At 71.4% G+C, this 24,832-nt stretch carries 21 protein-coding genes and 2 tRNA genes; 19 read left to right on the top strand and 4 right to left on the bottom strand.

Annotated features, from left to right (window positions below; genetic code table 11):
• Window position 1: 1 nt before the first annotated feature.
• The 7 genes from C1703_RS12800 (at window position 2) to C1703_RS12770 (ending at window position 3,917) form a co-directional block, all read left to right on the top strand.
• Window positions 2-1,708 (top strand): LCP family protein, encoded by a 1,707-nt coding sequence (locus tag C1703_RS12800; RefSeq protein WP_114252421.1) that lies wholly within the window; start codon window positions 2-4, stop codon window positions 1,706-1,708.
• Between the two features lie 104 nt (window positions 1,709-1,812).
• Window positions 1,813-2,259 (top strand): ribosome silencing factor, encoded by a 447-nt coding sequence (rsfS, locus tag C1703_RS12795; RefSeq protein WP_114252418.1) that lies wholly within the window; start codon window positions 1,813-1,815, stop codon window positions 2,257-2,259.
• Window positions 2,256-2,921, top strand: a complete 666-nt coding sequence (locus C1703_RS12790; RefSeq protein ID WP_232840466.1) for a histidine phosphatase family protein — start codon at window positions 2,256-2,258, stop codon at window positions 2,919-2,921. The genes rsfS and C1703_RS12790 overlap by 4 nt, the downstream gene beginning before the upstream one ends.
• A gap of 98 nt (window positions 2,922-3,019) precedes the next feature.
• Window positions 3,020-3,092 (top strand) — tRNA-Ala (locus C1703_RS12785).
• A gap of 201 nt (window positions 3,093-3,293) precedes the next feature.
• Entirely contained in the window at window positions 3,294-3,467 is a 174-nt protein-coding gene (locus C1703_RS12780) for a hypothetical protein (RefSeq protein WP_114252414.1), read from the top strand.
• A gap of 3 nt (window positions 3,468-3,470) precedes the next feature.
• Window positions 3,471-3,704: a hypothetical protein gene (locus C1703_RS12775; protein ID WP_006136074.1), complete on the top strand. Its 234-nt coding sequence runs from the start codon at window positions 3,471-3,473 to the stop codon at window positions 3,702-3,704.
• Window positions 3,705-3,844: 140 nt separating this feature from the next.
• Window positions 3,845-3,917 (top strand) — tRNA-Ala (locus C1703_RS12770).
• Between the two features lie 117 nt (window positions 3,918-4,034).
• Here the strand turns inward: C1703_RS12770 and C1703_RS12765 are convergent.
• Both C1703_RS12765 and C1703_RS12760 read right to left on the bottom strand, forming a co-directional pair.
• Entirely contained in the window at window positions 4,035-5,648 is a 1,614-nt protein-coding gene (locus C1703_RS12765) for an NADH-quinone oxidoreductase subunit NuoF family protein (protein WP_114252412.1), read from the bottom strand.
• A complete protein-coding gene (locus tag C1703_RS12760) occupies window positions 5,645-6,907 on the bottom strand; it encodes a ferric reductase-like transmembrane domain-containing protein (RefSeq protein ID WP_114252410.1) in 1,263 nt (420 codons plus the stop codon). The genes C1703_RS12765 and C1703_RS12760 overlap by 4 nt, the downstream gene beginning before the upstream one ends.
• Before the next feature lie 467 nt (window positions 6,908-7,374).
• Here C1703_RS12760 and leuS point away from each other — a divergent pair, with 467 nt between their 5' ends.
• The 9 genes from leuS to holA all read left to right on the top strand — a co-directional run bounded on the left by leuS (window position 7,375) and on the right by holA (window position 19,131).
• On the top strand, window positions 7,375-10,248 hold the full coding sequence (leuS, locus tag C1703_RS12750) for a leucine--tRNA ligase (protein WP_114252408.1): 2,874 nt from the start codon (window positions 7,375-7,377) through the stop codon (window positions 10,246-10,248).
• 184 nt (window positions 10,249-10,432) lie between these two features.
• Window positions 10,433-11,173: a hypothetical protein gene (locus C1703_RS12745; protein ID WP_114252406.1), complete on the top strand. Its 741-nt coding sequence runs from the start codon at window positions 10,433-10,435 to the stop codon at window positions 11,171-11,173.
• Between the two features lie 72 nt (window positions 11,174-11,245).
• Window positions 11,246-12,091 (top strand): DegV family protein, encoded by an 846-nt coding sequence (locus C1703_RS12740; RefSeq protein ID WP_114252404.1) that lies wholly within the window; start codon window positions 11,246-11,248, stop codon window positions 12,089-12,091.
• Window positions 12,092-12,210: 119 nt separating this feature from the next.
• Window positions 12,211-13,341 carry a ComEA family DNA-binding protein gene (locus C1703_RS12735; protein ID WP_114252402.1) on the top strand — a complete coding sequence of 377 codons (1,131 nt, stop codon included), beginning with the start codon at window positions 12,211-12,213 and terminating at the stop codon, window positions 13,339-13,341.
• A gap of 14 nt (window positions 13,342-13,355) precedes the next feature.
• On the top strand, window positions 13,356-15,920 hold the full coding sequence (locus C1703_RS12730) for a ComEC/Rec2 family competence protein (protein ID WP_232840753.1): 2,565 nt from the start codon (window positions 13,356-13,358) through the stop codon (window positions 15,918-15,920).
• Window positions 15,921-15,924: 4 nt separating this feature from the next.
• On the top strand, window positions 15,925-16,755 hold the full coding sequence (locus tag C1703_RS12725; protein WP_114252398.1) for an arylamine N-acetyltransferase: 831 nt from the start codon (window positions 15,925-15,927) through the stop codon (window positions 16,753-16,755).
• Window positions 16,756-16,929: 174 nt separating this feature from the next.
• The gene (locus tag C1703_RS12720; RefSeq protein ID WP_114252396.1) at window positions 16,930-17,811 is read left to right on the top strand and encodes a YceI family protein; all 882 of its coding nucleotides are present in this window, start codon (window positions 16,930-16,932) and stop codon (window positions 17,809-17,811) included.
• A gap of 38 nt (window positions 17,812-17,849) precedes the next feature.
• Window positions 17,850-18,095 carry a hypothetical protein gene (locus tag C1703_RS12715; RefSeq protein WP_114257401.1) on the top strand — a complete coding sequence of 82 codons (246 nt, stop codon included), beginning with the start codon at window positions 17,850-17,852 and terminating at the stop codon, window positions 18,093-18,095.
• A 46-nt stretch (window positions 18,096-18,141) separates the two neighbouring features.
• Window positions 18,142-19,131 carry a DNA polymerase III subunit delta gene (gene holA, locus C1703_RS12710; RefSeq protein WP_198678152.1) on the top strand — a complete coding sequence of 330 codons (990 nt, stop codon included), beginning with the start codon at window positions 18,142-18,144 and terminating at the stop codon, window positions 19,129-19,131.
• 13 nt (window positions 19,132-19,144) lie between these two features.
• Here the strand turns inward: holA and C1703_RS12705 are convergent, their stop codons facing one another.
• Window positions 19,145-19,570, bottom strand: coding sequence for a VOC family protein (locus tag C1703_RS12705; RefSeq protein ID WP_114252392.1), 426 nt, complete (start codon window positions 19,568-19,570; stop codon window positions 19,145-19,147).
• A 100-nt stretch (window positions 19,571-19,670) separates the two neighbouring features.
• Between C1703_RS12705 and C1703_RS12700 the strand changes: the two genes are divergently transcribed.
• On the top strand, window positions 19,671-20,066 hold the full coding sequence (locus C1703_RS12700; RefSeq protein ID WP_114257400.1) for a nuclear transport factor 2 family protein: 396 nt from the start codon (window positions 19,671-19,673) through the stop codon (window positions 20,064-20,066).
• A 178-nt stretch (window positions 20,067-20,244) separates the two neighbouring features.
• Here the strand turns inward: C1703_RS12700 and rpsT are convergent, their stop codons facing one another.
• On the bottom strand, window positions 20,245-20,511 hold the full coding sequence (rpsT, locus tag C1703_RS12695) for a 30S ribosomal protein S20 (RefSeq protein WP_010042013.1): 267 nt from the start codon (window positions 20,509-20,511) through the stop codon (window positions 20,245-20,247).
• Between the two features lie 240 nt (window positions 20,512-20,751).
• On the opposite strand from rpsT, the gene lepA reads away from it, so the two are divergent.
• The gene (lepA, locus tag C1703_RS12685; RefSeq protein WP_114252388.1) at window positions 20,752-22,620 is read left to right on the top strand and encodes a translation elongation factor 4; all 1,869 of its coding nucleotides are present in this window, start codon (window positions 20,752-20,754) and stop codon (window positions 22,618-22,620) included.
• Window positions 22,621-22,883: 263 nt separating this feature from the next.
• A complete protein-coding gene (locus tag C1703_RS12680) occupies window positions 22,884-24,758 on the top strand; it encodes an AMP-dependent synthetase/ligase (protein WP_114252386.1) in 1,875 nt (624 codons plus the stop codon).
• Window positions 24,759-24,832 lie beyond the last annotated feature (74 nt).

The raw sequence follows: 24,832 nt of genomic DNA, 5'->3' as shown, positions 1-24,832 counted from the left end.
GGTGAACGACCGATACGACCCGGGGTACGGGGGCGACCAGTACGAGGTCGTCGGCTACGACGAGTACGGCCGGCCTGTCTACCAGCAGGTCCAGGCCCAGCAGACCCAGCAGTCCCAGCAGCAGGCGTACGACCCGTACGCCCAGCAGGGACAGCAGGGACAGCAGCACCAGCAGGGCTACGGCTACGACCCGTACGGCACGGCCGGGCAGCAGCCCCCGCCGGCGTACGACTACGGCACCGGCCCGCAGCAGCCCGGCCCCGCCCACGGCTACGACCCCTACGGCTCCGCGCAGGGCACCGGCCACGACCCCTACGGGCACGCCGCGGCCGCCGCCGGCGCGCAGTCCCGCGTCGCCGAGCAGACCGCTCAGCAGACCGCCCACATCCCGCAGCAGGCCGGCCCGGCGGAGGGCGAGCAGACGCCCGACCGGGAGTACCACACCGAGCAGTTCGCCTTCGTCGAGGAGCCGGACGGCGACTCCGAGGACGTCATCGACTGGCTGAAGTTCACCGAGAACCGCACCGAGCGCCGTGAGGAGGCCCGGCGCCGCGCCCGCAGCCGGGTCATCGCCCTGGTCGTCGTCCTCGCACTCGTCGCGGTCGGCGGCGTCGGCTACCTCTGGTACGCCGGGAAGCTGCCCGGCCTGTCCTCCGGAGACTCCGCGACGGGCACCACGACCGCCACGGGCGCCCAGAAACGCGACGTGATCGTCGTCCACCTGCACGACACCAAGAGCGGCGCCACCGCCACGGCCCTCCTCGTCGACAACACCACCACCAAGCGGGGCACCACCGTCCTGCTGCCCAATTCGCTCGCCCTGACCAGCGACGACGGCTCCACCACGACGCTCGCCAAGTCGGTCGAGGACGACGGCTCCGACGGCACCCGCGACGCGCTCGACACGGTCCTCGGCACCGACATCCAGGGCACCTGGCGCCTGGACACCCCCTACCTGCAGAACCTCGTCGACCTCGTCGGCAACATCGACGTCGACACCAACACCGACGTGCCCGACCCGGGCGCCAAGAAGAAGGGCGCGGCCCCCCTGGTCAACAAGGGCCAGGACCAGACCCTCAGCGGCAAGATGGCCGTCGCCTACGCCACCTACCGCGCCCCCGGCGAGACGGAGAACGCCCAGCTGGAGCGCTTCGGGCAGGTCCTGCAGGGTGTGCTGCGCAAGCTGTCCTCCGACCCGCAGGCCGCGACGACCACGATCCAGACGCTTCAGCAGATCCTGGATCCCTCCCTCACCGACAAGGACCTCGGCACCTTCCTCGCCGGGCTCTCCGACCTCGCCAAGGGCGGCGACTACAAGACGGACCTGCTGCCCGTCCAGAGCGACGGCACGCTCAGCGCCGGGACCGGGGCGGGGATCGTCAAGAACGTCCTCGGCGGCACCGCCAAGAGTCCCGACAAGGACGCCGCCGTCAGCGTCTCCGTCCAGAACGCCACCGGCGTCAAGGACAACACCGGCAAGGCCCGCGTCGTGCTCCTCAACGGCGGCTTCACCTTCCTGGAGGGCGGCACGGCCGCCGCCCGGGCCACGTCCGAGGTCGTCTACGGCGACGCGGCCGACAAGGCGAACGCCGTCGAGGTCGCCAAGACCCTCGGCCTGCCCACGAGCTCCGTCACCAAGGGCCGGCTCTCGGGCAGCGCCGACGTCTCCGTGGTCCTCGGCCAGGACTACAAGCCCTCGTCCGACTAGGCGGCAGGGGAGTGCTCCCCACGTGATCCCCGTAATCGCGTGGGGGGCGCACGGCGGTCCGTGAGACCCTGGGGGGCAAGTGACCGCCGATCGAAAGCCTTGTAGTGACCGTGACCGACCGCTCCCAGGAGCTCATCAACACCGCCGCCCAGGCGGCCGCCGACAAGCTGGCGCACGACGTCGTCGCCTACGACGTCAGTGACGTGCTGTCCATCACCGACGCCTTCCTGCTGGCCTCCGCGCCCAACGACCGCCAGGTCAAGGCGATCGTCGACGAGATCGAGGAGCGCCTCTCGAAGGAACTCGGCGCCAAGCCGGTGCGCCGCGAGGGCGACCGCGAGGCCCGCTGGGTCCTGCTCGACTACGTCGACATCGTCGTCCACGTCCAGCACAGCGAGGAGCGCGTCTTCTACGCCCTCGAGCGGCTGTGGAAGGACTGCCCCGAGCTCGAGCTGCCCGAGGACGCCAAGGCCACCCGCGGCAAGGCCGAGGAGCACGCCAAGCTGCAGGCGGCCGAGGAGGCGGCGGAACTGGACGGTGACTGGCGGTGAGCGCTTTCAGTGAGGCCGGCAAGCCGGGCCGGGGCCGCCGCGTCATCCTCTGGCGGCACGGCCAGACCTCGTGGAACGTGGAGCGCCGCTTCCAGGGCACCACGGACGTCGAGCTCACCGAGACCGGCGTCGCCCAGGCCCGCCGCGCCGCCCGGCTGCTGGCCTCCCTGAAGCCGGACGCGATCATCGCCTCCGACCTGAAGCGGGCCGCGCTCACGGCCGCCGAGCTCGCCACGCTCACCGGCCTCGACGTCACCCACGACGAGGCGCTGCGGGAGACGTACGCGGGCGTCTGGCAGGGTCTGACGCACGAGGAGATCATCGCCCGGCACGGCGAGGAGTACGCCGCCTGGAAGCGCGGCGAGCCCGTGCGCCGGGGCGGTGGCGAACTGGAGACGGAGGTCGCCGACCGCGCCGCCCCCGTGGTGCTCAGGCACGCCGAGAAGCTCCCCGAGGGCGGCACGCTCGTCGTGGCGAGCCACGGCGGCACCATCCGCACCACCATCGGCCGCCTCCTGGGTCTCGACCCCCACAACTGGGAGAGCCTCGGCGGACTCTCCAACTGCTGCTGGTCCGTCCTCGGCGAAGGCGCCCGCGGCTGGCGGCTGCTGGAGCACAACGCCGGCACGCTGCCGGAACCGGTGCTCGGGGACGACGACTGACCCCGGATTTCACTTTCCGGCAGGTCGCAGGCTAAAGTTCTTCTTGTTCGCCCGGCCCGCCGGAGCGAAACACCATGCGGCTCCGCCGCGTGGCGCGAGGGGCTATAGCTCAGTTGGTAGAGCGCCTGCATGGCATGCAGGAGGTCAGGAGTTCAATTCTCCTTAGCTCCACGTCAAGATCCCGTTCCCGTTCAGGGGGCGGGATTTTTCGTGCCCCGTGTTGAGTCACTGGGGCCCGCTGAGGCGTATACCTCTACGGTCGCGACACGTGCCGTGTCCGGACTGGTACTGAGGCGTCGCTGACCGTATTGGTCCGGCCGTGGCAGAATCAAACGGCCGGAAGGGGGCGCGGCCCGACGGGAGGGAGTAGCGATGCCTGCGAGCATCCTCGAGGAGGTCGACCACCTCCTCGGAGCAGCATTGACACGGGACATGTCCACCCGCCTCAGCTGCCCTTCCTGCGGTTCCGCGCACGTGGCCCAGATGCTCGGTGACAACGGCGGGATCTCCTACGTGTGCACGGCCTGCGGCCACAGCTGGAGCTGATCGATGGGTGCACACAGGCGGAAGTGCGACTGGTGCGGCAGCGGGACTCCGATCGTCCGCGACATGGAACCGATCAATCCCGACTACCAGTACTGGTGCGAGGAATGCGCGCGGGCGCTGATCATAAAAGGCGACCCGATCGAGACGTACCGCGAGCTGGAGGGCGAGCCGATCTACGGCCGGCTCCTGGAGGAGCACTGCACGCTCAAACGGTTCTACTCGTTCGTGACGGCCTGACGGTCTGACGACTCGAGGGCTGGAGAGCTGGAGGGGCGGCGAAACGGTCATATCGGGCAAGGGAAAACCGATTTGGTGTTGGGCCCGATGGACCAGTAATGTTGGCGTCGCCGCCGGGGAAACCGGGCGGAGCGCAACAAGGGGCTATAGCTCAGTTGGTAGAGCGCCTGCATGGCATGCAGGAGGTCAGGAGTTCAATTCTCCTTAGCTCCACAGCAGATGAAGAAGGCGGGCCATCCGATCGGATGGCCCGCCTTCTTGTGTGCGCCGCTCGGGTACGCGTACGGCGGGCTCCCCGAGGGGAAGCCGCCGTACGTCTGCTACGCCTGCTCAGCGGCCCAGGGCGCGGCGGCCGCGACCCGGGGAGAGCACCGGGAGGTTGCGGGAGGGAGCGCCCTGCCCGCGCGTGTCCTCCTCGATGCGCAGGGCCAGTGCCGGGCAGCGGCGCACCGCGCGTAGAGCCTTGGCCTCGGCGTACCGCGGCACCTGCGCCTGCGCCACCGTCGGGAAGCCGTCGGCGCCCAGCTGGAACACCTCGGGGAGGATGTCCGCGCACAGGCCGTGGCCCCGGCACAGCGTCCAGTCGACGTAGATCTTCTGGCGGCTCGGGCCGTTCTCCTCGGACTCGCCGCCGCCCGGGATGCCCGTAGGGGCCCTGCCGCCCTCGAAGAGCGGCAGAACGCCCTCCACGCGCCGTCCGCAGCCGTTGCCGAGGACGTGGGCCGCCAGGTCGTCCGTGAACGCCTTGATGGTCGACTCCAGGAACATCGCGGAGCCGTCCGGGTGCGAGCAGGCGCCGCGCCGCTTCACGTTCTTGGCGACCTGCTTGAGCGCCTCCAGGGCGGCCGGTCCGCCGCCGTTGAGGATGTCCTCCAGGCCGCGCGCGGCGGCCGGCAGGCCGAGGTAGCAGGGCCCGCACTGGCCCGCGCTCTCCTCGGCCAGCCACTGGGCGACCCGCAGCGACTCGCCCAGCGGGCAGGTGTCCTGACTGATCGGCAGGATCGCGCCGGCGCCCAGCGAGCCCCCCACCGCGTCCAGGGAGTTGCGGGAGACGATCGCCTCGTTGACCGTCGCCGCGTCGATCCACTTGCCGTGGTAGCCGCCGGTGAGCACGCCCTGCGGCACCGGCGGCGCGCCGGCCAGCTGCAGGACGTAACGCAGCGGCACGCCCGTCGGGACCTCGATCACCATGGGGCGCGCGACCGCCCCGGAGACCGTGAGCATGACCGTGCCCGGCTCGTCGTACAGGCCCGTGTTGCCGTAGCGCTCCGGGCCGATGCGGGCGGCGATCGCCAGCTGGGCGAAGGTCTCGGCGTTGGACAGCAGCGTGGGCGCGCCACCGACGCCGTTCTGCGAGGCGCTGACCTTGCGGCCGGGCGGGACCGCGGGGCCGCCGTCGATCGAGCGGATCAGCGACGCGGCGGCGCCGGTGACCATGCGGACCGGGTTGCGCTGCACGCGCGCGCGGAGCGCCGAACGCCGGCCGTTGCTGAGGCCGCGTTCGGCGAGGGCGGCCTCCATGGAGCGCTGTGTGGACTCACGGGTGACCCCCACCACGAGCGTGCGGGCACCCAGGGCCTCGGCGCACAGCAGGGCGCCGTCCAGGATGAGGTGCGGGGCACGGTTGATCAGCACCGTGTCCTTGCGGCAGGCCGGTTCGTCCTCGCTGCCGTTCACGACGACGACCGGCCGGACGCCGCGCTTGATCGCCGCTTCGGCGACCGAGCGCAGCTTCTTGTGGAAGGGGAAGCCCGCGCCGCCGCGGCCCTTCAGGTTGATGCGTTCGGCGAGCTGCGCGAGCTGCTCGCCGCCCATCGGCTCGAGCGGCCCGTGCACCTTCAGGTGCATGGGCAGATCGAGCCGATCGACAAGGTCGAAGCCCGACGTGAGCTGGGGAAGACCGACCACGCGGACTTCGGGTACGTCGGGCAGGGCCTCGTTCACTTAAAGCCTCCGGAAGGCGTGTTCCAAGGTTCGCCCGATCCCGGTGCGTCGAAGTCGTAGGACGCACCGGGCAGTGTTTCAGTGGCGGGACCGCTGTTGTACGTGTCGTTCGGGTAGTACGTGTCCTGGACGGCGTTCGTCTCACCCGTGTCGTACACGTCACTCGATCCATAGCCGGAGGCGCCTGGATTGCCATAGGCCGGGATGCTTTGTCCGGTGTCCTGCAGGGGGTCGTAGGGCGGGATGTTGAAGCCCGTGTCCTGGAGCGGGTCGTAGGCCGACGGCGGGGCCTCGCCGACCGGCGGCGGAGACGGGATCGGCCAGTTCCCGGAGGTGCTGGAGGGGCCGTCCACGGTCGGGATGGTCTGCGTGGGCTGCAGGTCCAGCGGCAGCTCCATGCTGGTGGTCGGCCCCGGCGCGTAGGCCTGTTCCCGCGGCGGGCCCGAGACGGCCCGGTAGGCCGCGGCGAAGCCGCTCGTGGACTCCTGGGGCGAGGCGCGCTCGGCCGTCTCGTACAGCGGCCCGGACGCGGTCGCCGCCGCTCCCGCGCGGCCCTCCCGGCCCTCGTAGCCGGGCAGCGCGAAGCCGGCGCTCGCGCGCGCCCGGCTCTCCTCCAGGTCCCTGCGGCCCTGGCCGTCCCCGGGCCCGATGAGCGCGGCGACCTTGTCGGCCACCTTGCGCTTGACCGGGCGCGGGGCCGCGCGCAGGGCGAGGGCCGCGGCCACGCCGACCAGGGACAGGCAGTACAGGATCACGAAGATCGGCTTGGCCGCGCGACCCGCGTAGAGGCCGTGCACGAGGGCGGCGCACCAGGCCGGGTAGGCCAGCATGTGCATGGCCCGCCAGCGGGCCGCGACCGGAGCGGGGGAGGCGAAGCGGTTGCGGAGCACGCCGGTGACGCCCACGAAGATCATGAGCATGCCCGCCAGGGTGCCCAGGCCGATCAGGAACGACCTGCCCGCGACCAGCTCCTCGTCGGTGAACAGCAGCCCGAAGGGGATCACCGCGGCGATCCACGAGGTGTGGGACAGTGCCAGCTTCACCCCGATGTGCACCAGCAGGAAGGCGATCGAGGCGACGGCCGTGGTCCGGTGCACGGCCTGCGCCAGGATGCGCCGGCGCGCGTCGAGCAGGATCCGGTCCTGGGCGACCAGGCCCCAGATCACCGAGCTGGTCAGGCACACGAGGGACAGCACGCCCGCGCCGAAGTTGAGGAACTCGGCGAAGGAGTCGTCTGCCGTGGAGTCGTTGGGGTTCACGACCTGCCTCCCCACATCCCGGCGACCGGGGGGAGTGAGGGGGTACTGCGATGAGGGTTCATGGGGGCAACTCCGAGCGGTTCGGGAAAGCGGTCCCGCTGCCGCACTCTAAGCGGAGCCATACCGATGGGTACGAGGTTTGAGTTATTGCGTTGTTATCAAAGGACAATGTGGTTGTTGTGATGTCCCTTAGCGACTGTTACGCGAAGTAACTTTTGACCCTGGTTCAGCTTTCTCGGCACCGAGACGGCCCACCGGAAGCGCGTCGCGGCGCGCTGGGGGCCTGCGGTACCCTAGCGCCATGCGTGCCGTACGCCTTCTGCTTAGCGGGCCGCGCTGATCAGTCCCGGCCACCGGACGAGTCGAGTGGCCGGAATCGGCGCGGCGTCCCCTCCTGTGCGAGGGGATTTTTCGTTTCTCGAACCACCCAGCCGCAGGCAGAGACGATCGATGGAGCTTTGAGGATCATGAGCGAGACGAACCCCGCCGCCACCTCCGAGGTGGCGGCGCCGCACCGCTACACGGCCGCTCTGGCCGCCGAGATCGAGGCACGCTGGCAGGACTTCTGGGACGCCGACGGCACCTACGCCGCGCCCAACCCCAAGGGCGACCTGGCGGGCGACCAGGAGATCGTCGCCCGGCCCAAGAAGTTCATCATGGACATGTTCCCGTACCCCTCGGGTGCGGGCCTGCACGTCGGCCACCCCCTGGGCTACATCGCCACGGACGTCTTCGCCCGCTTCCAGCGGATGACCGGCCACAACGTCCTGCACACCCTGGGCTTCGACGCCTTCGGCCTGCCCGCCGAGCAGTACGCGGTGCAGACCGGCACGCACCCGCGCGTGTCCACCGAAGCCAACATGGAGAACATGAAGTCCCAGCTGCGCCGGCTGGGCCTGGGCCACGACAAGCGCCGGTCGTTCGCCACGATCGACCCGGAGTACTACAAGTGGACCCAGTGGATCTTCCTGCAGATCTTCAACTCCTGGTACGACCACGACGCCCGCCGGGCCCGGCCGATCGCCGAGCTGGTCGCCGAGTTCGAGTCCGGTGAGCGGCCCGTTCCGGGGCACACGCGCGCGTGGAGCGAGCTGAGCGCCGCCGAGAAGGCCGACGTCCTGGGCGAGTTCCGGCTGGCCTACGCCTCCGACGCGCCGGTCAACTGGTGCCCCGGGCTGGGCACCGTCCTGGCCAACGAGGAGGTCACCGCCGACGGCCGCTCCGAGCGCGGCAACTTCCCGGTCTTCAAGGCCAAGCTGCGCCAGTGGAACATGCGCATCACGGCCTACGCCGACCGGCTGCTGGAGGACCTGGAGGAGCTGGACTGGCCCGAGGCCATCAAGCTGCAGCAGCGCAACTGGATCGGCCGCTCCGAGGGCGCCCGGGTCGACTTCCCGATCGACGGCGAGCGCATCACCGTCTTCACCACCCGCCCGGACACCCTGTTCGGCGCCACCTACATGGTGCTGGCGCCCGAGCACCCGCTGGTCGAGAAGTTCACCCCGGCCGCCTGGCCCGAGGGCACGCACGACGTCTGGACCGGCGGTCACGCGACCCCGGGCGAGGCCGTCGCCGCCTACCGCGCGCAGGCCGCCTCCAAGTCCGACGTGGAGCGCCAGGCCGAGGCCAAGGACAAGACCGGCGTCTTCATCGGCGCGTACGCCACCAACCCGGTCAACGGCGAGCAGGTCCCGGTCTTCATCGCCGACTACGTCCTGATGGGCTACGGCACCGGCGCGATCATGGCCGTCCCGGCCGGCGACCAGCGCGACTTCGAGTTCGCCCGCGCCTTCGAGCTGCCGATCACCTGCATCGTCGAGCCGACCGACGGCCGCGGCACGGACACCTCCACCTGGGAGAACGCCTTCTCGTCGTACGACGCGAAGATCATCAACTCGTCGAACGACGAGGTCAGCCTGGACGGCCTGGACGTCGTCGAGGCCAAGGCGCGCATCACCGAATGGCTGGAAAGCAAGGGCGTCGGCGAGGGCACCGTCAACTTCCGGCTGCGCGACTGGCTGTTCAGCCGCCAGCGCTACTGGGGCGAGCCCTTCCCGATCGTCTACGACGAGGACGGCATCGCCCACGCGCTGCCCGAGTCGATGCTGCCGCTGGAGCTGCCCGAGGTCGAGGACTACTCGCCGCGCACCTTCGACCCGGACGACGCCGACACCCAGCCCGAGACGCCGCTGTCGCGCAACGAGGACTGGGTCAACGTCACGCTGGACCTGGGCGACGGCCCGAAGAAGTACCGGCGTGAGACCAACACCATGCCCAACTGGGCCGGTTCCTGCTGGTACGAGCTGCGCTACCTGGACCCGCACAACGATGCCCGGCTGGTCGACCCCGAGGTCGAGCGCTACTGGATGGGCCCGCGCGAGGGCCAGCCGCACGGCGGTGTCGACCTGTACGTCGGCGGCGCCGAGCACGCCGTGCTGCACCTGCTGTACGCCCGCTTCTGGTCCAAGGTCCTGTACGACCTGGGGCACGTCTCCTCGGCCGAGCCGTTCCACAAGCTGTTCAACCAGGGCATGATCCAGGCCTACGTCTACCGCGACAGCCGCGGCATCGCGGTGCCCGCCGCCGAGGTGGAGGAGCGCGACGGCGCCTACTGGTACCAGGGCGAGAAGGTCTCCCGGCTGCTGGGCAAGATGGGCAAGTCCCTGAAGAACGCCGTCACGCCGGACGAGATCTGCGCCGAGTACGGGGCCGACACGCTGCGCCTGTACGAGATGGCCATGGGGCCGCTGGACGTCTCCCGGCCGTGGGACACGCGCGCGGTGGTCGGCCAGTTCCGGCTGCTGCAGCGGCTGTGGCGCAACATCGTCGACGAGGCGACCGGCGAGGTGACCGTCGTCGACGCCGAGCCGGACGAGGACACGCTGCGCGCCCTGCACAAGGCGATCGACGGGGTGCGCGGGGACCTGGAGGGCATGCGGTTCAACACCGCCATCGCCAAGGTCACCGAGCTGAACAACCACCTGACCAAGGCGAGCGGGGCCGTGCCGCGCTCCGTCGCCGAGCCGCTGGTGCTGATGGTCGCGCCGCTGGCCCCGCACATCGCCGAGGAGCTGTGGCGCAAGCTGGGGCACACCGACTCGGTCGTCCACCAGGACTTCCCGGTCGCCGACCCGCAGTACGTCGTCGACGAGACCGTGACCTGCGTCGTGCAGATCAAGGGCAAGGTCAAGGCGCGGCTGGAGGTCCCGCCGTCGATCTCCGAGGACGAGCTGGAGAAGGTCGCGCTGGCGGACGAGAAGGTCGTCGCGGCGCTGGGCGGGGCCGGGATCCGGAAGGTGATCGTGCGCGCGCCCAAGCTGGTGAACATCGTTCCGGCGTAGTCGCTAGGGGCAGCCCGGCGTGGCCGCGCGGGAAAGGTCGGCGTAGACGCGAGGGACAGGGGACCACTCTCGGGGTGGTCCCCTACGGGCAGGTTCGGGGTCTTTCTGGAACTCCGGACCTGCCTGTTGCGTTTACCGTTGAAGAGCGACGTGAGGTGTCACGCGACATCCCGAGGAGGAGCCGGTGGAAGCAGTGATCGCAGTATTCGCCCTGCTCTTCGTGCTCTTTGTCGGGCTCGGCGTCTACGCGACCGTGAAGGTGGTCGGTGCCGCCAAGCGCGGCGTGGACCGCGGCATCACCCAGGCCCGCCGCACGGTCGAGGACCACACGCTGCGCGCCAAGTCCTTCGCCCAGCCCGGCGCCGCGGGCGAACTGGCCCAGCTCCGGCTCAAGCTGCGCACGTCGATGCGCGCCACGCAGGACGCGCTGCACGCGGCCGTCGCCGAGGACGCGTCCCTGAAGGAGTCCCTGGGCCTCTTCGAGCGCCTCAGCGCGCACGGACACGAGCTGGACGACGAGCTCAAGCGCCTGGAGTCGGAGCCGGACCGCACCGCGCTCGCCGAGCGGCTGCCCGAACTGCGCGAGCGCACCGAGCGCATCACGCGCTCCGCGGACTCGCTGCGCTGGGCGGCCCGCGACCGCGCCCGCCGCTTCGCCGAGGACGACCTGGACACGCTCAGCGCGCAGATCGACGTGGAGGCCGGTGCGCTGCGGCACTGGGCGACGCCGGAGGAGTCCCGGACCGCCGCCCCGCCGCCCTGGCCCGAGGCACCCGCCGCCGATGCCGCCACGGCCGGGCAGACCTGGCCGGAGACCCCCCGGTCGAGCCCGGCGCCCGAGCCGACACGGCCCGCCATCACCCCGCCGGGGCCGCGTCCCACCTACCCCTGGCAGAAGAAACCCCGCCCCGAGAACACCACTTGATCCGGCCACGCGCGCCGCGGGGCCGAGGGGCCGGGCTGCCGCGCGGGCACTACGGCAGGTAACCTCCAGCTCATGTCCCGCCATGTCGCGATCGTCACCGATTCAACGGCCTACCTGCCGGCCCGGACGATGGAGCGTCACGGCATCACAGCGGTGCCCCTGACCGTGGTCCTCGGCGACCGGGCACTGGAAGAGGGCACCGAGATCTCGACCCGCGCCCTCGCCCAGGCTTTGCAGAAGCGGCGCCCGGTGACGACCTCGCGGCCCAGCCCCGCCGTCTTCGAGGAGACGTACCGCAAGGTCGCCGAGTCCGGCGCCACCGGCATCGTCTCCCTCCACCTCTCCGCCGAACTCTCCGGCACGTACGACGCGGCCGTCGTCGCCGCGCGGCAGGCGCCGGTGCCGGTGCGGGTGGTGGACACCGGCATGATCGCGATGGCGCTCGGGTTCTGCGCGCTCTCCGCCGCGCAGGCCGCGGAGTCGGGCGGCACGGTGGACGAGGCCGTGACAGCCGCGGAGAAGAGGGCCGCGGGCACGTCCGCCTACTTCTACGTCGACACCCTCGACTACCTGCGCCGGGGCGGCCGGATCGGTGCCGCGCAGGCCCTGCTGGGCTCGGCGCTGGCGGTGAAGCCGCTGCTGCAACTGGCCGACGGCCGTATCGAGCCGCTGGAGAAGGTGCGGACCGCGTCCAAGGCGATCGCCCGGCTGGAGGAGATCGCGGCCGACCGGGCCGGCAGTGCCCAGGTCGATGTCGCCGTCCACCATCTCGCCGCCCCGGACCGGGCGTCGGCCCTCGCCGACCGGCTGCGGGCCCGGGTGTCCGGGCTGGCCGATCTCCATGTCAGCGAGGTCGGAGCGGTGATCGGGGCGCATACGGGACCCGGACTGCTGGGCGTGGTGGTTTCGCCGCGGTGAACGTTGCTGTGGGGCTTCGATCACCCGTGTGAGGGACGGAGTTTTCCACAACCGGTGGGTTGTCCCCGGGAATTGACCAAGATCATCGCGGGTGGGCCGAGGTGGCCGATCCTCGTCGCATGGCACTTCGATCACGTTCACGCACAGCGACTGCGACCAGCGGGCCGGGCCGTGCGCCCGCGTCCGACGGCCGTGTCCGTCATCGCCGGCCCGGTGCACGCGGGCGGGCGCGGCAGCGGCGCGCCTCGGCGGAGGAACTCCGCAGGCGCGCCGGGGTGTTGTTCGGCGATCACGCCGAGCCGGTCGATCACGCCGAGCCGGTCGAACGGGCCGGGGAGCGGCGGGAGTCGGGGCAGGGGCCGCCGCCCGCTTCGGGGGCTTTCGGTGGGGCACGGCGCGAAGCGGCTGCCCGGCCCGAGGGGGAGCCCCTTGCCCTGCCGGTCGCGGCAGAGGGCGAGGCCGACCGGGCCGAGGCCGGCCGTGCCGGGGAGGGGGCTTGGCGGGAGCGAACCGGGCTCGCGCTGCGGGAGCGTATGCCGCTGTGGTTGCAGGCGAGGTGCGGCCTGGAGCGGCGGAGTGTGCTCGCCCTGAGTGTGGTGCTGGTCGTCGCCGCGGCCTTCGCCGTGCAGCACTTCTGGGCCGGGCGGACCCAGTCCGTGCGGCCGCCCGAGGTGGTGCGGGCGGCGGCGCCGTACGGGCAGCGGGAGGAGAGCGGGCAGGCCGGGCAGGCCGGGCAGGCCAGGGAGGGGCGCGCGCCCGGGGCGGCTGCTGCCGGGCCGGTGAAGGCGGGGGCGGCCGAGATCGTGGTGGACGTCGGCGGCAAGGTCCGTGAGCCCGGCATCCACCGGCTGCCGGCCGGCTCCCGTGTCGCGGACGCGCTGAGCGCGGCGGGCGGGGTGAAGCCCGGCACGGACACCGACGGTCTCAACCGGGCCCGCTTCCTCGTGGACGGCGAGCAGGTGATCGTCGGCGGTCCGGCTCCGGCCGTGGGGGCAGGGGCGGGCGGTGCGCCCGTCGGCGGCCCGGCCGGTGCGGCGGCGGGTGGTGCGATGCCGGCGGCGCCGGTCTCCCTCAACACAGCCACCCTCGACCAGCTCGACACGCTGCCGGGCGTCGGCCCGGTCCTGGCGCAGCACATCATCGACTACCGCACGCAGCACGGCGGCTTCCGCTCCGTGGACGAGCTGCGCGAGGTGAACGGCATCGGCGACCGCCGCTTCGCCGACCTGCGGAACCTCGTACGGCCATGAGGGGCGCCCTCGACATGCCGGAGCGGCCGGGCGGGGTCGCGCCTGACGTCCGCCCCGCCCGGTCGTCCGTGCACGCCTCCTCCGGCCACCGGCTCGGCATCGCCCGGCCGCGCCAGGAAGGACCCACGGACCTGCGGCTCGTCCCACCCGCCCTGGCGGCCTGGGGCACGGCGGCGTTGGTGCTGGGCGTGCCGGGCGGGTGGGTCGTGGGGATCGTGGCCGGGTGTCTCGTCGCCGCCGGGCTGCTGTGGTCGGCCCGGCGCGGTGGGCGGGCGTCCTGGCCGCGGGCGTCGGCCGCCGCCGTGCTGCTGTGCGTCGCCGCGGCTGCCGCCTCGGCCGGGCTGCACGGGGCGGATCTGCGCCGGGGGCCCGTGCCCGTCCTGGCGCGGCAGTACGCGACGGTGACCGCCGAGGTCGAGCTCACCTCCGACCCCCGGCTCACCCGGCCCAGGGTCCGGGGCGACCATGTGGCTCCGACCGCCGTGCTGATCGACGCCGAGGTGCGGCGCGTCCACGAGACGGGCGGCGCGACGACGGTGACGCGGACGCCGGTGCTGATGATCGTCGACGTGGGCCCGTCCGCTCCTGGCCGGGTGGCCGGTGGGCCGGTGCGCTCGGCGTGGCTCGGGCTGTTGCCGTCGACGCGGTTGCGGGTCGGTGCGCGGCTCGCGCCCGCGATGACGGGCGGTGACCGGGTCGCGGCCGTGCTGCGGGTGCGGGGCGAGGCCCGACCGGAGGTGGTGGGAGAGCCCTCGGCCGCTCAGCGGCTCGCCGGACGGCTGCGCGCCGGGCTGCGGGAGGCGACCGACGGCCTGCCGGCGGACGCCCGGGCGCTGCTGCCGGGGCTGGTCGTGGGGGACACCTCGCGGATCACCCCGGAGCTGGAGGAGGCCTTCAAGGAGACCGACCTCACCCACACACTCGCCGTGAGTGGAGCCAACTTCACGATCCTGCTCGCCCTCCTGCTCGGGCCGCCGGGCCTGGCGCAGCAGGCGGAGCGGCGGGGGCTCGCTCCTCGCCTCGGCATCTCCCTGCGGGGGACCGCGGTGCTCGGGGGCGTGCTCTCCCTCGGATTCGTCGTGGTGTGCCGGCCGGATCCGAGCGTGCTGCGGGCCGCGGCCTGCGGAGCCGTCGCGCTGCTCGCCCTCGCGACCGGCCGCCGGAGATCCCTGATCCCGGCCCTGGCGACGGCGGTTCTGCTGCTGGTGCTCTACGACCCGTGGCTGGCGCGGAGTTACGGGTTCCTGCTGTCCGTTGTGGCCACCGGCGCCCTGCTCACCCTCGCGCCGCGCTGGAGCGCCGGGCTGCGCCGGCGCGGGGTGCCGCCCCGGCTCGCCGAGGCACTGGCCGCGGCTGCCGCGGCGCAGGCCCTGTGCGCGCCCGTCGTCACCGTGCTGTCGGCGCGGGTGAGCCTGGTGGCGGTGCCGTGCAATCTGCTCGTGGAGTTCGCGATCGCGCCGGCCACCGTGCTGGGCTTCGCCGCGCTGGCCACGGCACCGGTGGGGATGCCGGCCGCCAAGGCCCTGGCGTGGTGCGCGCAGTGGCCCGCCGAGTGGATCGCCGAGGTCGCCCGGACCGGGGCCGCGCTGCCGGGCGGAGGAGTGGACTGGCCGGGCAGCTGGGCGGGCGCGGCGCTGCTCGCCGCCGTGACCCTGGCCGTGCTGCTCGTCGGACGGCGGCTGCTCCGGCATCCCTGGTGGTGCGCGGTGTGCGCCGTGCTGCTGGTGCTGGTGGTGGTGCAGCCACCGCCGCTGACCAGGGTGGTCACGGGCTGGCCGCCGCCGGGCTGGCGGCTGGTGATGTGCGACGTGGGGCAGGGCGACGCCCTGGTGCTCGCGGCGGGCGGGGGCTCGGGGGTGGTGGTGGACGCGGGCCCCGATCCACAACGCGTCGACCACTGCCTGCGCTCCCTCGGCATCACCAGGATCCCGCTGGTCGTGCTCACCCACTTCCACGCCGACCACGTGGCGGGCCTGCCCGGCGTGCTGCGGGGACGGGCGGTGGGCGCGATCGAGACGACCGGCTTCGAAGAGCCCGCCGAACAGGCCGCGTTCGTACGGAGGGTGGCGGCGGCCCGGCGGGTTCCGGTGACGCGGGCGGCGGTGGGGGAGCAGCGGCGTACGGGGCGGCTGTCCTGGCAGGTGGTGTGGCCGCCCCCGAGCCCGCCCCCGGACGCACCGCCGGGCATGCTCCCGGCCCACCCGGCGCCGGAGGGGCCGAACGACGCCAGTGTCGCCATGCTGGTCCGCTCGGGCGGGCTGCGCCTGCTGCTCCTCGGGGACCTCGAACCCCCGGCCCAGCGGGCGCTGGCCAGGTCACCGGCGGCGGAGGCGCTGGACGGCGTGGACGTACTGAAGGTCGCCCACCACGGCTCGGCGTATCAAGATCCCGGCCTCATACGCCGGGTGGCCCCGCGGCTGGCGCTCATCAGTTGCGGCGAGGACAACCCCTACGGCCATCCGGCGCCCGGCACGGTCGCGGCGTTGCGTGCCGGGGGCGCGGCGGTGCTGCGGACCGACCGGGACGGCGCATTGGCGGTCGTAGGAGAGGGCGGGGAGCTGCGTGTGGCGCGAGACTGAGGGCATGGAATCAGCACAGGTCGATGCCTATCTCCGCCGGCTGGGAGTCGAGAACCCGGCGTGGCCCACCGTCGACGTGCTGCGCGAGCTGCACCTTTGCCATCTGCGGACCGTGCCGTTCGAGAACCTCTCCATCCATCTCGGCGAGGAGATCGTGCTGGAGGAGGAGCGGCTGCTGGAGAAGGTGGTCGGCGGGCGGCGGGGCGGGTTCTGCTACGAACTCAACGGCGCCTTCGGGGCGTTGCTGGCCGCGCTGGGGTACGACGTCGCGCTGCTCGCGGCGCGGGTGTACGGGGACGAGGAGCGGCTGGGGATCCCGTACGACCATCTCGCGCTGCGGGTGCGGACGGTGGACGGGGGCGACTGGCTGGCCGACGTCGGGTTCGGGGCGCACAGCCACCTGCCGCTGGCGTTCGGGGACCGAGGGGAGCAGGAGGATCCCGCGGGCACGTTCCGGATCGTGGAGGCGGGGCCGGACGCGGCCGGGGTGCGCGGCGGGCACGACACGGTGGAGGCGGCGGACCTGGACGTGATCCGTGACGGCAAGCCGCAGTACCGCCTGGAGGTGCGGCCGCGGGTGCTCGGCGACTTCGTGGCCGGGGCGTGGTGGCACAGCACGTCGCCCGTCTCGCACTTCACGCGGTCACTGGTCTGCTCGCGGGTCACGGAGGACGGAGGGAGGATCACGCTCAGCGGGCGCGGGCTCACGGTGACCTCGGCCGACGGGGCGCGGGAGACGCGGGAACTGGGGACGGACGAGGAGGTGCTCGGGGCGTACCGGGAGCGGTTCGGCATCGAACTCGACAGGGTGCCGGTGCTGCGCCGGACCGGCTAGGGATCAATTCGGGCGACACGGGGCTACTCGTGTGTAGTGCCAGCACATGTGCTGGATTCCCGTGATGTGGTCTCGTGTTGCCTCGAAAGCCTCACTGGTGGTCGAATGCGTCTTCGGCAACAGGTGATCAACAGTGATCAACAGGCGATTTCGAGTCACACAGGGGAGTCGGGGATGATCGGCCGCTGGCTGGGAAGCCGAAGCAACCGGGTGCAACGGACGAGTCCCCTGGCCGCGGTGCCGACGCCGCCGAGCGCCGGGGTGCTGGCCTGCCGGGTGCTGGACCCGGTCAACGAGCCGGTCCGGCACGCGGAGTTCGCGGTCACCGACACCATGGGGCGTCCGGTGGTCAGCGGGGGAGCGGACCCGTACGGGTCGTTCCTGACGACGGTGCCCGCGGGGGAGTACCGGCTCGCGGTGTCGGCGGAGGGGTACACGCCGTACCTGGCGACCACGCAGGTCGGCGAGAACGCGCTCGCGTCGCTCGGCGAGGTGACGCTGCAGCTGGCCCGGCCGCCGGAGCTGCCCGCGCCGGGCGACTGGGAGATCGAGCCGGCGCACTCCTCGATCGGCTTCACGGCGCGGCACATCGGACTGGCCCGGATCCACGGGCGGTTCACGTCCTTCGCGGGGGTCATACGGATCGCCGAGCCGGTCGAGCGGTCGGCGATGCACGTGGTGATCGACGCGGCGTCCATCGACACGAACATGAGGATGCGCGACGACCATCTGCGGTCGGCGGACTTCCTGGACGTCGAGCGGTTCCCCACCCTGGAGTTCTACAGCGAGCGGTTCGTGCACAAGGGCGGGAACCGGTGGGCCGTGACGGGGGCGCTGTCGCTGCACGGCGTGACGCGGACGGTCACGCTGGACACCGAGTACCTGGGGCTGGGCAACGGCATGGAGGGCGAGGTGCGGGCGGCCTGCCGGGCCACGACCGAGCTGCACCGGGACGACTTCACCGTGAGCTGGCAGACGATGCTGGCGCGGGGCATCGCGGTGGTCGGGCCGAGCATCCGGGTCGACCTCGACGTGCAGGTGGTCCGCAAGGGCTGAGCGGCCGGGCCGTGCGGCGGTGTCGGACAATGTCCGGCGTGAGTGATGTGCGACATGTGCTGGTACTGCCCGACCGGGATGCCGCGGAAGAGGTGGCGCAGGCGCTGGCCGAGCGCTTCGGCGTCGTCGAGGAGCCGCAGCTCGTGCGGGACGCGCTGGCCGGTGAGGACGACGCCGAGGACGCGCAGTGGCTGGTCGTCCTGCGGGACGAGGAAGAGCGGCTGGACCCCGGGGAGCTGGACCGGTTCGCGGGGGAGTGGGAGGGCTGGCGGGAGGAGCCGTAGGTCTCGGCGGAGCCCGCTGTCAGTGGCGCGTGGGATGCTTGGCGCGATGGCCAGGAAGACTGCGAATGACGACCCTCTCGCCCCGGTGACGCTCGCCGTGGGCCAGGAGGACCTGCTGCTGGACCGTGCCGTGCAGGAGGTGGTGGCCGCGGCGAAGGCCGCCGACGCCGACACGGACGTGCGGGACCTGACCCCGGACCAGTTGCAGCCCGGCACGCTCGCCGAGCTGACGAGTCCGTCGCTCTTCGCGGAGCGCAAGGTCGTGGTCGTACGCAACGCGCAGGACCTCTCGGCCGACACCGTCAAGGACGTGAAGGCGTACCTCGGGGCGCCCGCCGAGGAGATCACCCTCGTGCTGCTGCACGCCGGCGGAGCCAAGGGCAAGGGCCTGCTCGACGCGGCGCGCAAGGCGGGGGCGCGCGAGGTGGCCTGCCCGAAGATGACGAAGCCGGCGGACCGGCTGGCGTTCGTGCGGCAGGAGTTCCGCGCGACGGGCAGGTCCGCCACGCCGGAGGCCTGCCAGGCGCTCGTCGACGCGATCGGCAGCGATCTGCGGGAGCTGGCCTCGGCGGTCTCCCAGCTGGTCGCGGACGTCGAGGGGACGATCGACGAGGCGGTCGTCGGGCGGTACTACACGGGCCGGGCCGAGGCGTCGAGCTTCACGGTCGCCGACCGGGCGGTCGAGGGCCGGGCGGCCGAGGCGCTGGAGGCGCTGCGCTGGTCGCTGGCGACCGGCGTGGCACCGGTGATGATCACGAGCGCGCTGGCGCAGGGCGTCCGGGCGATCGGGAAGCTGTCGTCGGCGCGCGGCGGCCGGCCGGCCGACCTCGCGCGGGAGCTGGGCATGCCGCCGTGGAAGATCGACCGGGTGCGGCAGCAGATGCGCGGATGGACGCCGGACGGTGTGTCGGTGGCGCTCCGGGCGGTGGCCGAGGCGGACGCGGGCGTGAAGGGCGGGGGCGACGACCCCGAGTACGCCCTGGAGAAGGCGGTCGTCACGATCGCCCGGGCGGCTCGCTCCCGGGGCCGGGGCTGATACCCGGGGGGGCTCAGTACAGGGGCTGACCGATCCCCAGCAGGTTCCCCTCGCTGTCACGGAACCAGCCGCCGCGTTCACCCCGCGCGCCCTTGCTCGGGTAGTGCCCCTCGACCTCGGCGATCCCGCCCTCCGTGCGCAGGCCGGGTACGTCGACCTCCTCGAAGACCACGCCGCGCCGCTTGAGCTCCGCCACGACGGCGTCGATGTCGTCGACCTCCAGCGCCATCTGCGTGAAGGTCCCGGGCGAGGCTCCCGTCGACCGGAACAGCGCGAACTCTCCGCCGCCGCAGCGGTAGAGCAGCCCGCGGGGCCGTTCGTCGACGGGCTCCAGGCCGAGTTTCTCCGAGTAGAAGCGCCGCGCCCGGTCCAGGTCCTGGGCGGGGAGCCGGGTCGCCACGCGGGCCCCGGCCAGTACGTTTCCGTCCTCTGCGGTCATGCCTCCACTGTGCCGTGATCGAGTCGCCCTCCTCCTGTCGAGGAGGAGAATCGGGTGTATCAGCCGTAGATCGCCAAGTGACGGAGAGGTGGCGAAGGCCATGGCTGAACACCCCCACGCAGCGCTGGTCCGCAAGGGATTCGAGGCTTTCTCGCGCGGTGACATGGACACCTTGCGCGGACTGATCGCGGGAGACGCCACACACCACGTGCCCGGGAATCACCCGTTGTCGGGCGACTTCAAAGGCGTGGACTCCATCATCGAGATGTACGAACGGCTCGGCGCGGAGACCAACGGGACAATGCGTGCCGAGTTGATCGGCATCGCCGTCGACGGCCGCGGCCACGCGGTCGGCATGACCCGCTTCACGGCCGAGCGGGGCGGCAAGCACCTCGACGACACCGGCTGCATCATCTTCCGGATCGTGGGCGACAAGGTCACCGACCTCGACGAGTGTGTCGAGGACATCGACAAGAACAACGAGTTCTGGTCCTGAACAGGCCGAAGGCCGGGCGGCCTCCCATGGGGAACAGGAGAGCCACCCGGCCTTCGGTTCAAGCTGCTGGATCCGCGCCCGCGTGGCGAACGCAGGCCGCGCGCGGACCCGAAAGGGTGCCGGACGGGAGCGGATGAGAGAGGGCCCGCTCGATTCCCTCCGGCGGTCACATCAGATGTCAGCCCTTGAGCGCGGCGACCTTCTGAGCCAGCGCCGACTTCTTGTTGGCAGCCTGGTTCTTGTGGATGACGCCCTTCGAGACGGCCTTGTCGAGCTGACGCGCGGCAGCGCGCTGGTACTCGGTGGCCTTCTCGACGTCACCCGCGGCAGCGGCCTCGCGGGCCTTGCGGATCGCGGTCTTCAGGGAGGACTTGACGGCCTTGTTGCGCAGCCGGGCCTTCTCGTTGGTCTTGATCCGCTTGATCTGGGACTTGATGTTCGCCACGAATGAGCCTTTTCAGGTTCTGGCACGGGACCGCACTGAACCGCACGGTTCCCGTACCGGGTGATTTCTTGAGGTCGTGCCTCCTGCGAGAGGGCATGAGACACAGCCACCCAGGCTACCAGCGGGCCCATCCACGGCCCAAACCCGTCCACGGTCGCCACCCGTGGGACCATGGAGGCTACGTATCGATCCGACCCGAGACCGCAGACACTGCGGACGCCTCAAGAATCAGGACCCTGCGTGCCCGCGATCCCTAGCCATGTGCCCGAGCCGAGCCGTACCGACCCGGCTCTGATCCGCAACTTCTGCATCATCGCGCACATCGACCACGGCAAGTCCACGCTCGCCGACCGGATGCTCCAGCTGACCGGAGTGGTCGAGCAGCGGCAGATGCGCGCTCAGTACCTCGACCGCATGGACATCGAGCGCGAGCGCGGCATCACGATCAAGTCTCAGGCGGTGCGTCTGCCGTGGGCCCCCACCCACGACAAGGACAACACGCACATCCTCAACATGATCGACACCCCGGGGCACGTCGACTTCACCTACGAGGTCTCGCGGTCGCTCGCCGCCTGCGAGGGCACCATCCTCCTGGTCGACGCCGCCCAGGGCATCGAGGCCCAGACCCTCGCCAACCTCTACCTGGCGATGGAGAACGACCTCACGATCATCCCCGTCCTCAACAAGATCGACCTGCCGGCGGCGCAGCCCGAGAAGTTCGCCGAGGAGCTGGCCCACCTCATCGGGTGCGAGCCCGACGACGTGCTCAAGGTCTCCGCGAAGACCGGGCTCGGTGTCGAGGCGCTGCTGGACAAGGTCGTCGAGCAGGTCCCGGCCCCGGTCGGCGTCAAGGACGCCCCGGCCCGCGCCATGATCTTCGACTCGGTCTACGACTCCTACCGGGGCGTCGTGACGTACGTCCGGGTCATCGACGGTCAGCTCAACAAGCGCGAGCGCATCAAGATGATGTCGACCGGCGCCACGCACGAGCTGCTGGAGATCGGCACCAACTCGCCGGAGATGCTCGGCGCCGACGGCCTCGGCGTCGGCGAGGTGGGCTACCTGATCACCGGCGTGAAGGACGTCCGCCAGTCCAAGGTCGGTGACACGGTCACCAGTCAGTCCAAGGGCGCCACCGAGCCCCTCGGCGGCTACAAGGACCCCAAGCCGATGGTCTTCTCCGGCCTGTATCCGCTGGACGGCTCGGACTACCCCGAGCTGCGCGAGGCCCTGGACAAGCTCCAGCTCAACGACGCCGCGCTGGTGTACGAGCCGGAGACCTCCGCGGCCCTCGGCTTCGGCTTCCGCGTCGGCTTCCTCGGCCTGCTGCACCTGGACGTGATCCGGGAGCGGCTGGAGCGCGAGTTCGGGCTCGACCTGATCGCCACCGCGCCGAACGTGGTCTACCGCGTCGTCATGGAGGACGGCAGCGAGCACACGGTCACCAACCCGAGCGAGTTCCCCGAGGGCAAGATCTCGGAGGTCTACGAGCCGGTCGTCCGGGCCACCATCCTGGCGCCGAGCGAGTTCATCGGCTCGATCATGGAGCTGTGCCAGACCCGGCGCGGCACGCTGCTCGGCATGGACTACCTCTCCGAGGAGCGGGTCGAGATCCGCTACACCCTGCCCCTGGCCGAGATCGTCTTCGACTTCTTCGACCAGTTGAAGTCGAAGACGCGCGGTTACGCGTCCCTGGACTACGAGCCCACCGGCGAGCAGACCTCCAGCCTGGTCAAGGTCGACATCCTGCTGCACGGCGACAAGGTGGACGCCTTCTCGGCGATCACCCACAAGGACCAGGCGTACGCCTACGGTGTGCGGCTCGTCGCCAAGCTCAAGGAGCTCATCCCGCGGCAGGCCTTCGAGGTGCCGGTCCAGGCCGCCATCGGCTCCCGGGTCATCGCCCGCGAGACCATCCGCGCCATCCGCAAGGACGTCCTCGCCAAGTGCTACGGCGGTGACATCTCCCGTAAGCGGAAGCTGCTGGAGAAGCAGAAGGAGGGCAAGAAGCGGATGAAGATGGTGGGTTCCGTGGAGGTTCCGCAGGAGGCCTTCATCGCCGTCCTGTCGAGCGATGACAGCGCGGGGTCGGGCAAGGGCAAGAAGTAATCACGGATTACCGTGGGTTACACCCCAAACCGGGGAGAACAGGGGCCCGTCGTGCGAAAGTGCGGCGGGCCCTGTGCGTACGCGGGGTAGCTCTCTGTACGAAGTGACAGGCCGCAGACCCTTACGCAGGAACCGGTCGACCTTTACTCTGATCCCTGCTCGATAGTTACTCACGAGTTAAACAACGCCTTTCACCAGCAGCTCGTGAGGACCCACCAGCCGCACCAGAGCCAGCCGCATCGTCGCGGGCCCCGGAGGATGTCGTGAGCGACACACAGACACTGATCGAGAACCGTCCGCCGTCCGTGGCGGGCCTCTTCCTGGAGCGCGTGGCGGCCACGCCGGACGCCGAGGCCTACCGGTATCCGGTCCCCTCGTCCTCCGGACAGGGGCCGGACGAATGGAAGTCGCTGAGCTGGGCGCAGGCCGCCGAGCGGGTCTACGCCATCGCGGCGGGGCTCATCGAGCTGGGCGTGCAGCCCGAGCAGCGCGTCGCCCTCGCCTCCAGCACCCGGATCGAGTGGATCCTCGCCGACCTCGGCATCATGTGCGCGGGCGCCGCGACGACCACGGTGTACCCGCAGACCAACGCCGACGAGTCCGCGTACATCCTGTCCGACTCCGAGAGCCGGGTGCTCGTCGCGGAGAACGCCGAGCAGCTGGCGAAGGCGAAGGAGAAGCGCTCCGAGCTGCCCGAGCTGACCCATGTGGTGGTCGTCGACCCGGCCGGCGTCGAGACCGCCGACTGGATCCTCACCCTGGACGAGCTGGAGAAGCGCGGCGCGGCCCGGCTGGAGAAGGACCCCGACCTGGTCAAGGAGCGGGTCGGCGCGATCACCAAGGACCAGCTGGCCACCCTCATCTACACCTCCGGCACCACCGGCCGCCCCAAGGGCGTGCGCCTCCCGCACGACAACTGGTCGTACATGGCGAAGGCGATCGCCGCGACCGGCCTCGTCAGCAGCGAGGACGTGCAGTACCTGTGGCTGCCGCTCGCGCACGTCTTCGGCAAGGTTCTCACCTCCGGCCAGATCGAGGTCGGGCACGTCACTGCCGTGGACGGCCGCGTCGACAAGATCATCGAGAACCTGCCGGTCGTCCAGCCGACGTACATGGCGGCCGTGCCGCGCATCTTCGAGAAGGTCTACAACGGCGTCGCCGCGAAGGCCCGGGCGGGCGGCGGGGCCAAGTACAAGATCTTCCAGTGGGCGGCCGAGGTCGCCCGCGAGTACGCCAAGGTCGCGCAGGACAACTTCCGGCGCACCGGGACCGCGTCCGTGCCGTTCGGGCTGGGTGCCAAGCACAAGGTCGCCGACGCGCTGGTGTACGCCAAGATCCGGGAGGCCTTCGGCGGCAACCTGCGGGCGTGCGTCTCGGGCTCGGCCGCCCTCGCACCCGAGATCGGGTACTTCTTCTCCGGCGCCGGCATCCACATCCTGGAGGGCTACGGCCTGACCGAGTCCTCGGCCGCGTCCTTCGTGAACCCGGGCGAGGCCTACCGCACCGGCACGGTCGGCAAGCCGCTGCCCGGCACCGAGGTGCGGATCGCCGACGACGGGGAGATCCTGCTGCGCGGCCCGGGGATCATGGAGGGCTACCACAAGCTGCCCGAGAAGACCGCCGAGGTGCTGGAGCCGGACGGCTGGTTCCACACCGGGGACATCGGGGAGCTGTCGCCCGACGGGTACCTGCGGATCACCGACCGCAAGAAGGACCTCATCAAGACGTCCGGCGGCAAGTACATCGCGCCGGCGGAGGTCGAGGGGCAGTTCAAGGCGGTGTGCCCGTACGTGTCCAACATCCTGGTGCACGGGGCGGACCGGAACTTCTGCACGGCCCTCATCGCGCTCGACGAGGTCGCGATCACCGAGTGGGCCAAGGAGAACGGGCTGGCGGGGAAGTCGTACGCGGAGATCGTCTCCGCGCCGGTCACGGTGGAGATGGTCGACGGGTATGTGAAGCAGCTGAACGAGGGGCTGCAGCGGTGGCAGACCATCAAGAAGTTCCGGCTGCTGCCCCGGGATCTCGATGTGGAGCACGGCGAGATCACGCCGAGCCTGAAGCTGAAGCGGCCGGTGGTGGAGCGGGAGTACCGGCATCTGATCGACGAGATGTACGAGGGCTCTCGCGAGGCGTAGGGAGCGGCGGGGGCTGTGCGACGGCCGCGGCTTCGCCGTGGTCGTTCGCGCAGCCCCCGCCCCCCGGGGAGCAT

The organism is Streptomyces sp. Go-475 (genome assembly GCF_003330845.1).
In the GTDB taxonomy this organism is placed as follows: domain Bacteria; phylum Actinomycetota; class Actinomycetes; order Streptomycetales; family Streptomycetaceae; genus Streptomyces.
Note: the sequence above shows the minus strand (reverse complement) of the source record. Positions and strands in the feature narration are given on the sequence as shown.

Excerpts from the sequence above, each read along its gene's own strand:
- C1703_RS12780 (WP_114252414.1), top strand. The coding sequence starts at position 3,294 with ATGCCTGCGAGCATCCTCGAGGAGGTCGACCACCTCCTCGGAGCAGCA.
- C1703_RS12775 (WP_006136074.1), top strand. The coding sequence starts at position 3,471 with ATGGGTGCACACAGGCGGAAGTGCGACTGGTGCGGCAGCGGGACTCCG.
- leuS (WP_114252408.1), top strand. The coding sequence starts at position 7,375 with ATGAGCGAGACGAACCCCGCCGCCACCTCCGAGGTGGCGGCGCCGCAC.
- C1703_RS12740 (WP_114252404.1), top strand. The coding sequence starts at position 11,246 with ATGTCCCGCCATGTCGCGATCGTCACCGATTCAACGGCCTACCTGCCG.
- C1703_RS12735 (WP_114252402.1), top strand. The coding sequence starts at position 12,211 with ATGGCACTTCGATCACGTTCACGCACAGCGACTGCGACCAGCGGGCCG.
- C1703_RS12730 (WP_232840753.1), top strand. The coding sequence starts at position 13,356 with ATGCCGGAGCGGCCGGGCGGGGTCGCGCCTGACGTCCGCCCCGCCCGG.
- C1703_RS12725 (WP_114252398.1), top strand. The coding sequence starts at position 15,925 with ATGGAATCAGCACAGGTCGATGCCTATCTCCGCCGGCTGGGAGTCGAG.
- C1703_RS12720 (WP_114252396.1), top strand. The coding sequence starts at position 16,930 with ATGATCGGCCGCTGGCTGGGAAGCCGAAGCAACCGGGTGCAACGGACG.
- holA (WP_198678152.1), top strand. The coding sequence starts at position 18,142 with ATGGCCAGGAAGACTGCGAATGACGACCCTCTCGCCCCGGTGACGCTC.
- C1703_RS12705 (WP_114252392.1), bottom strand. The coding sequence starts at position 19,570 with ATGACCGCAGAGGACGGAAACGTACTGGCCGGGGCCCGCGTGGCGACC.
- C1703_RS12700 (WP_114257400.1), top strand. The coding sequence starts at position 19,671 with ATGGCTGAACACCCCCACGCAGCGCTGGTCCGCAAGGGATTCGAGGCT.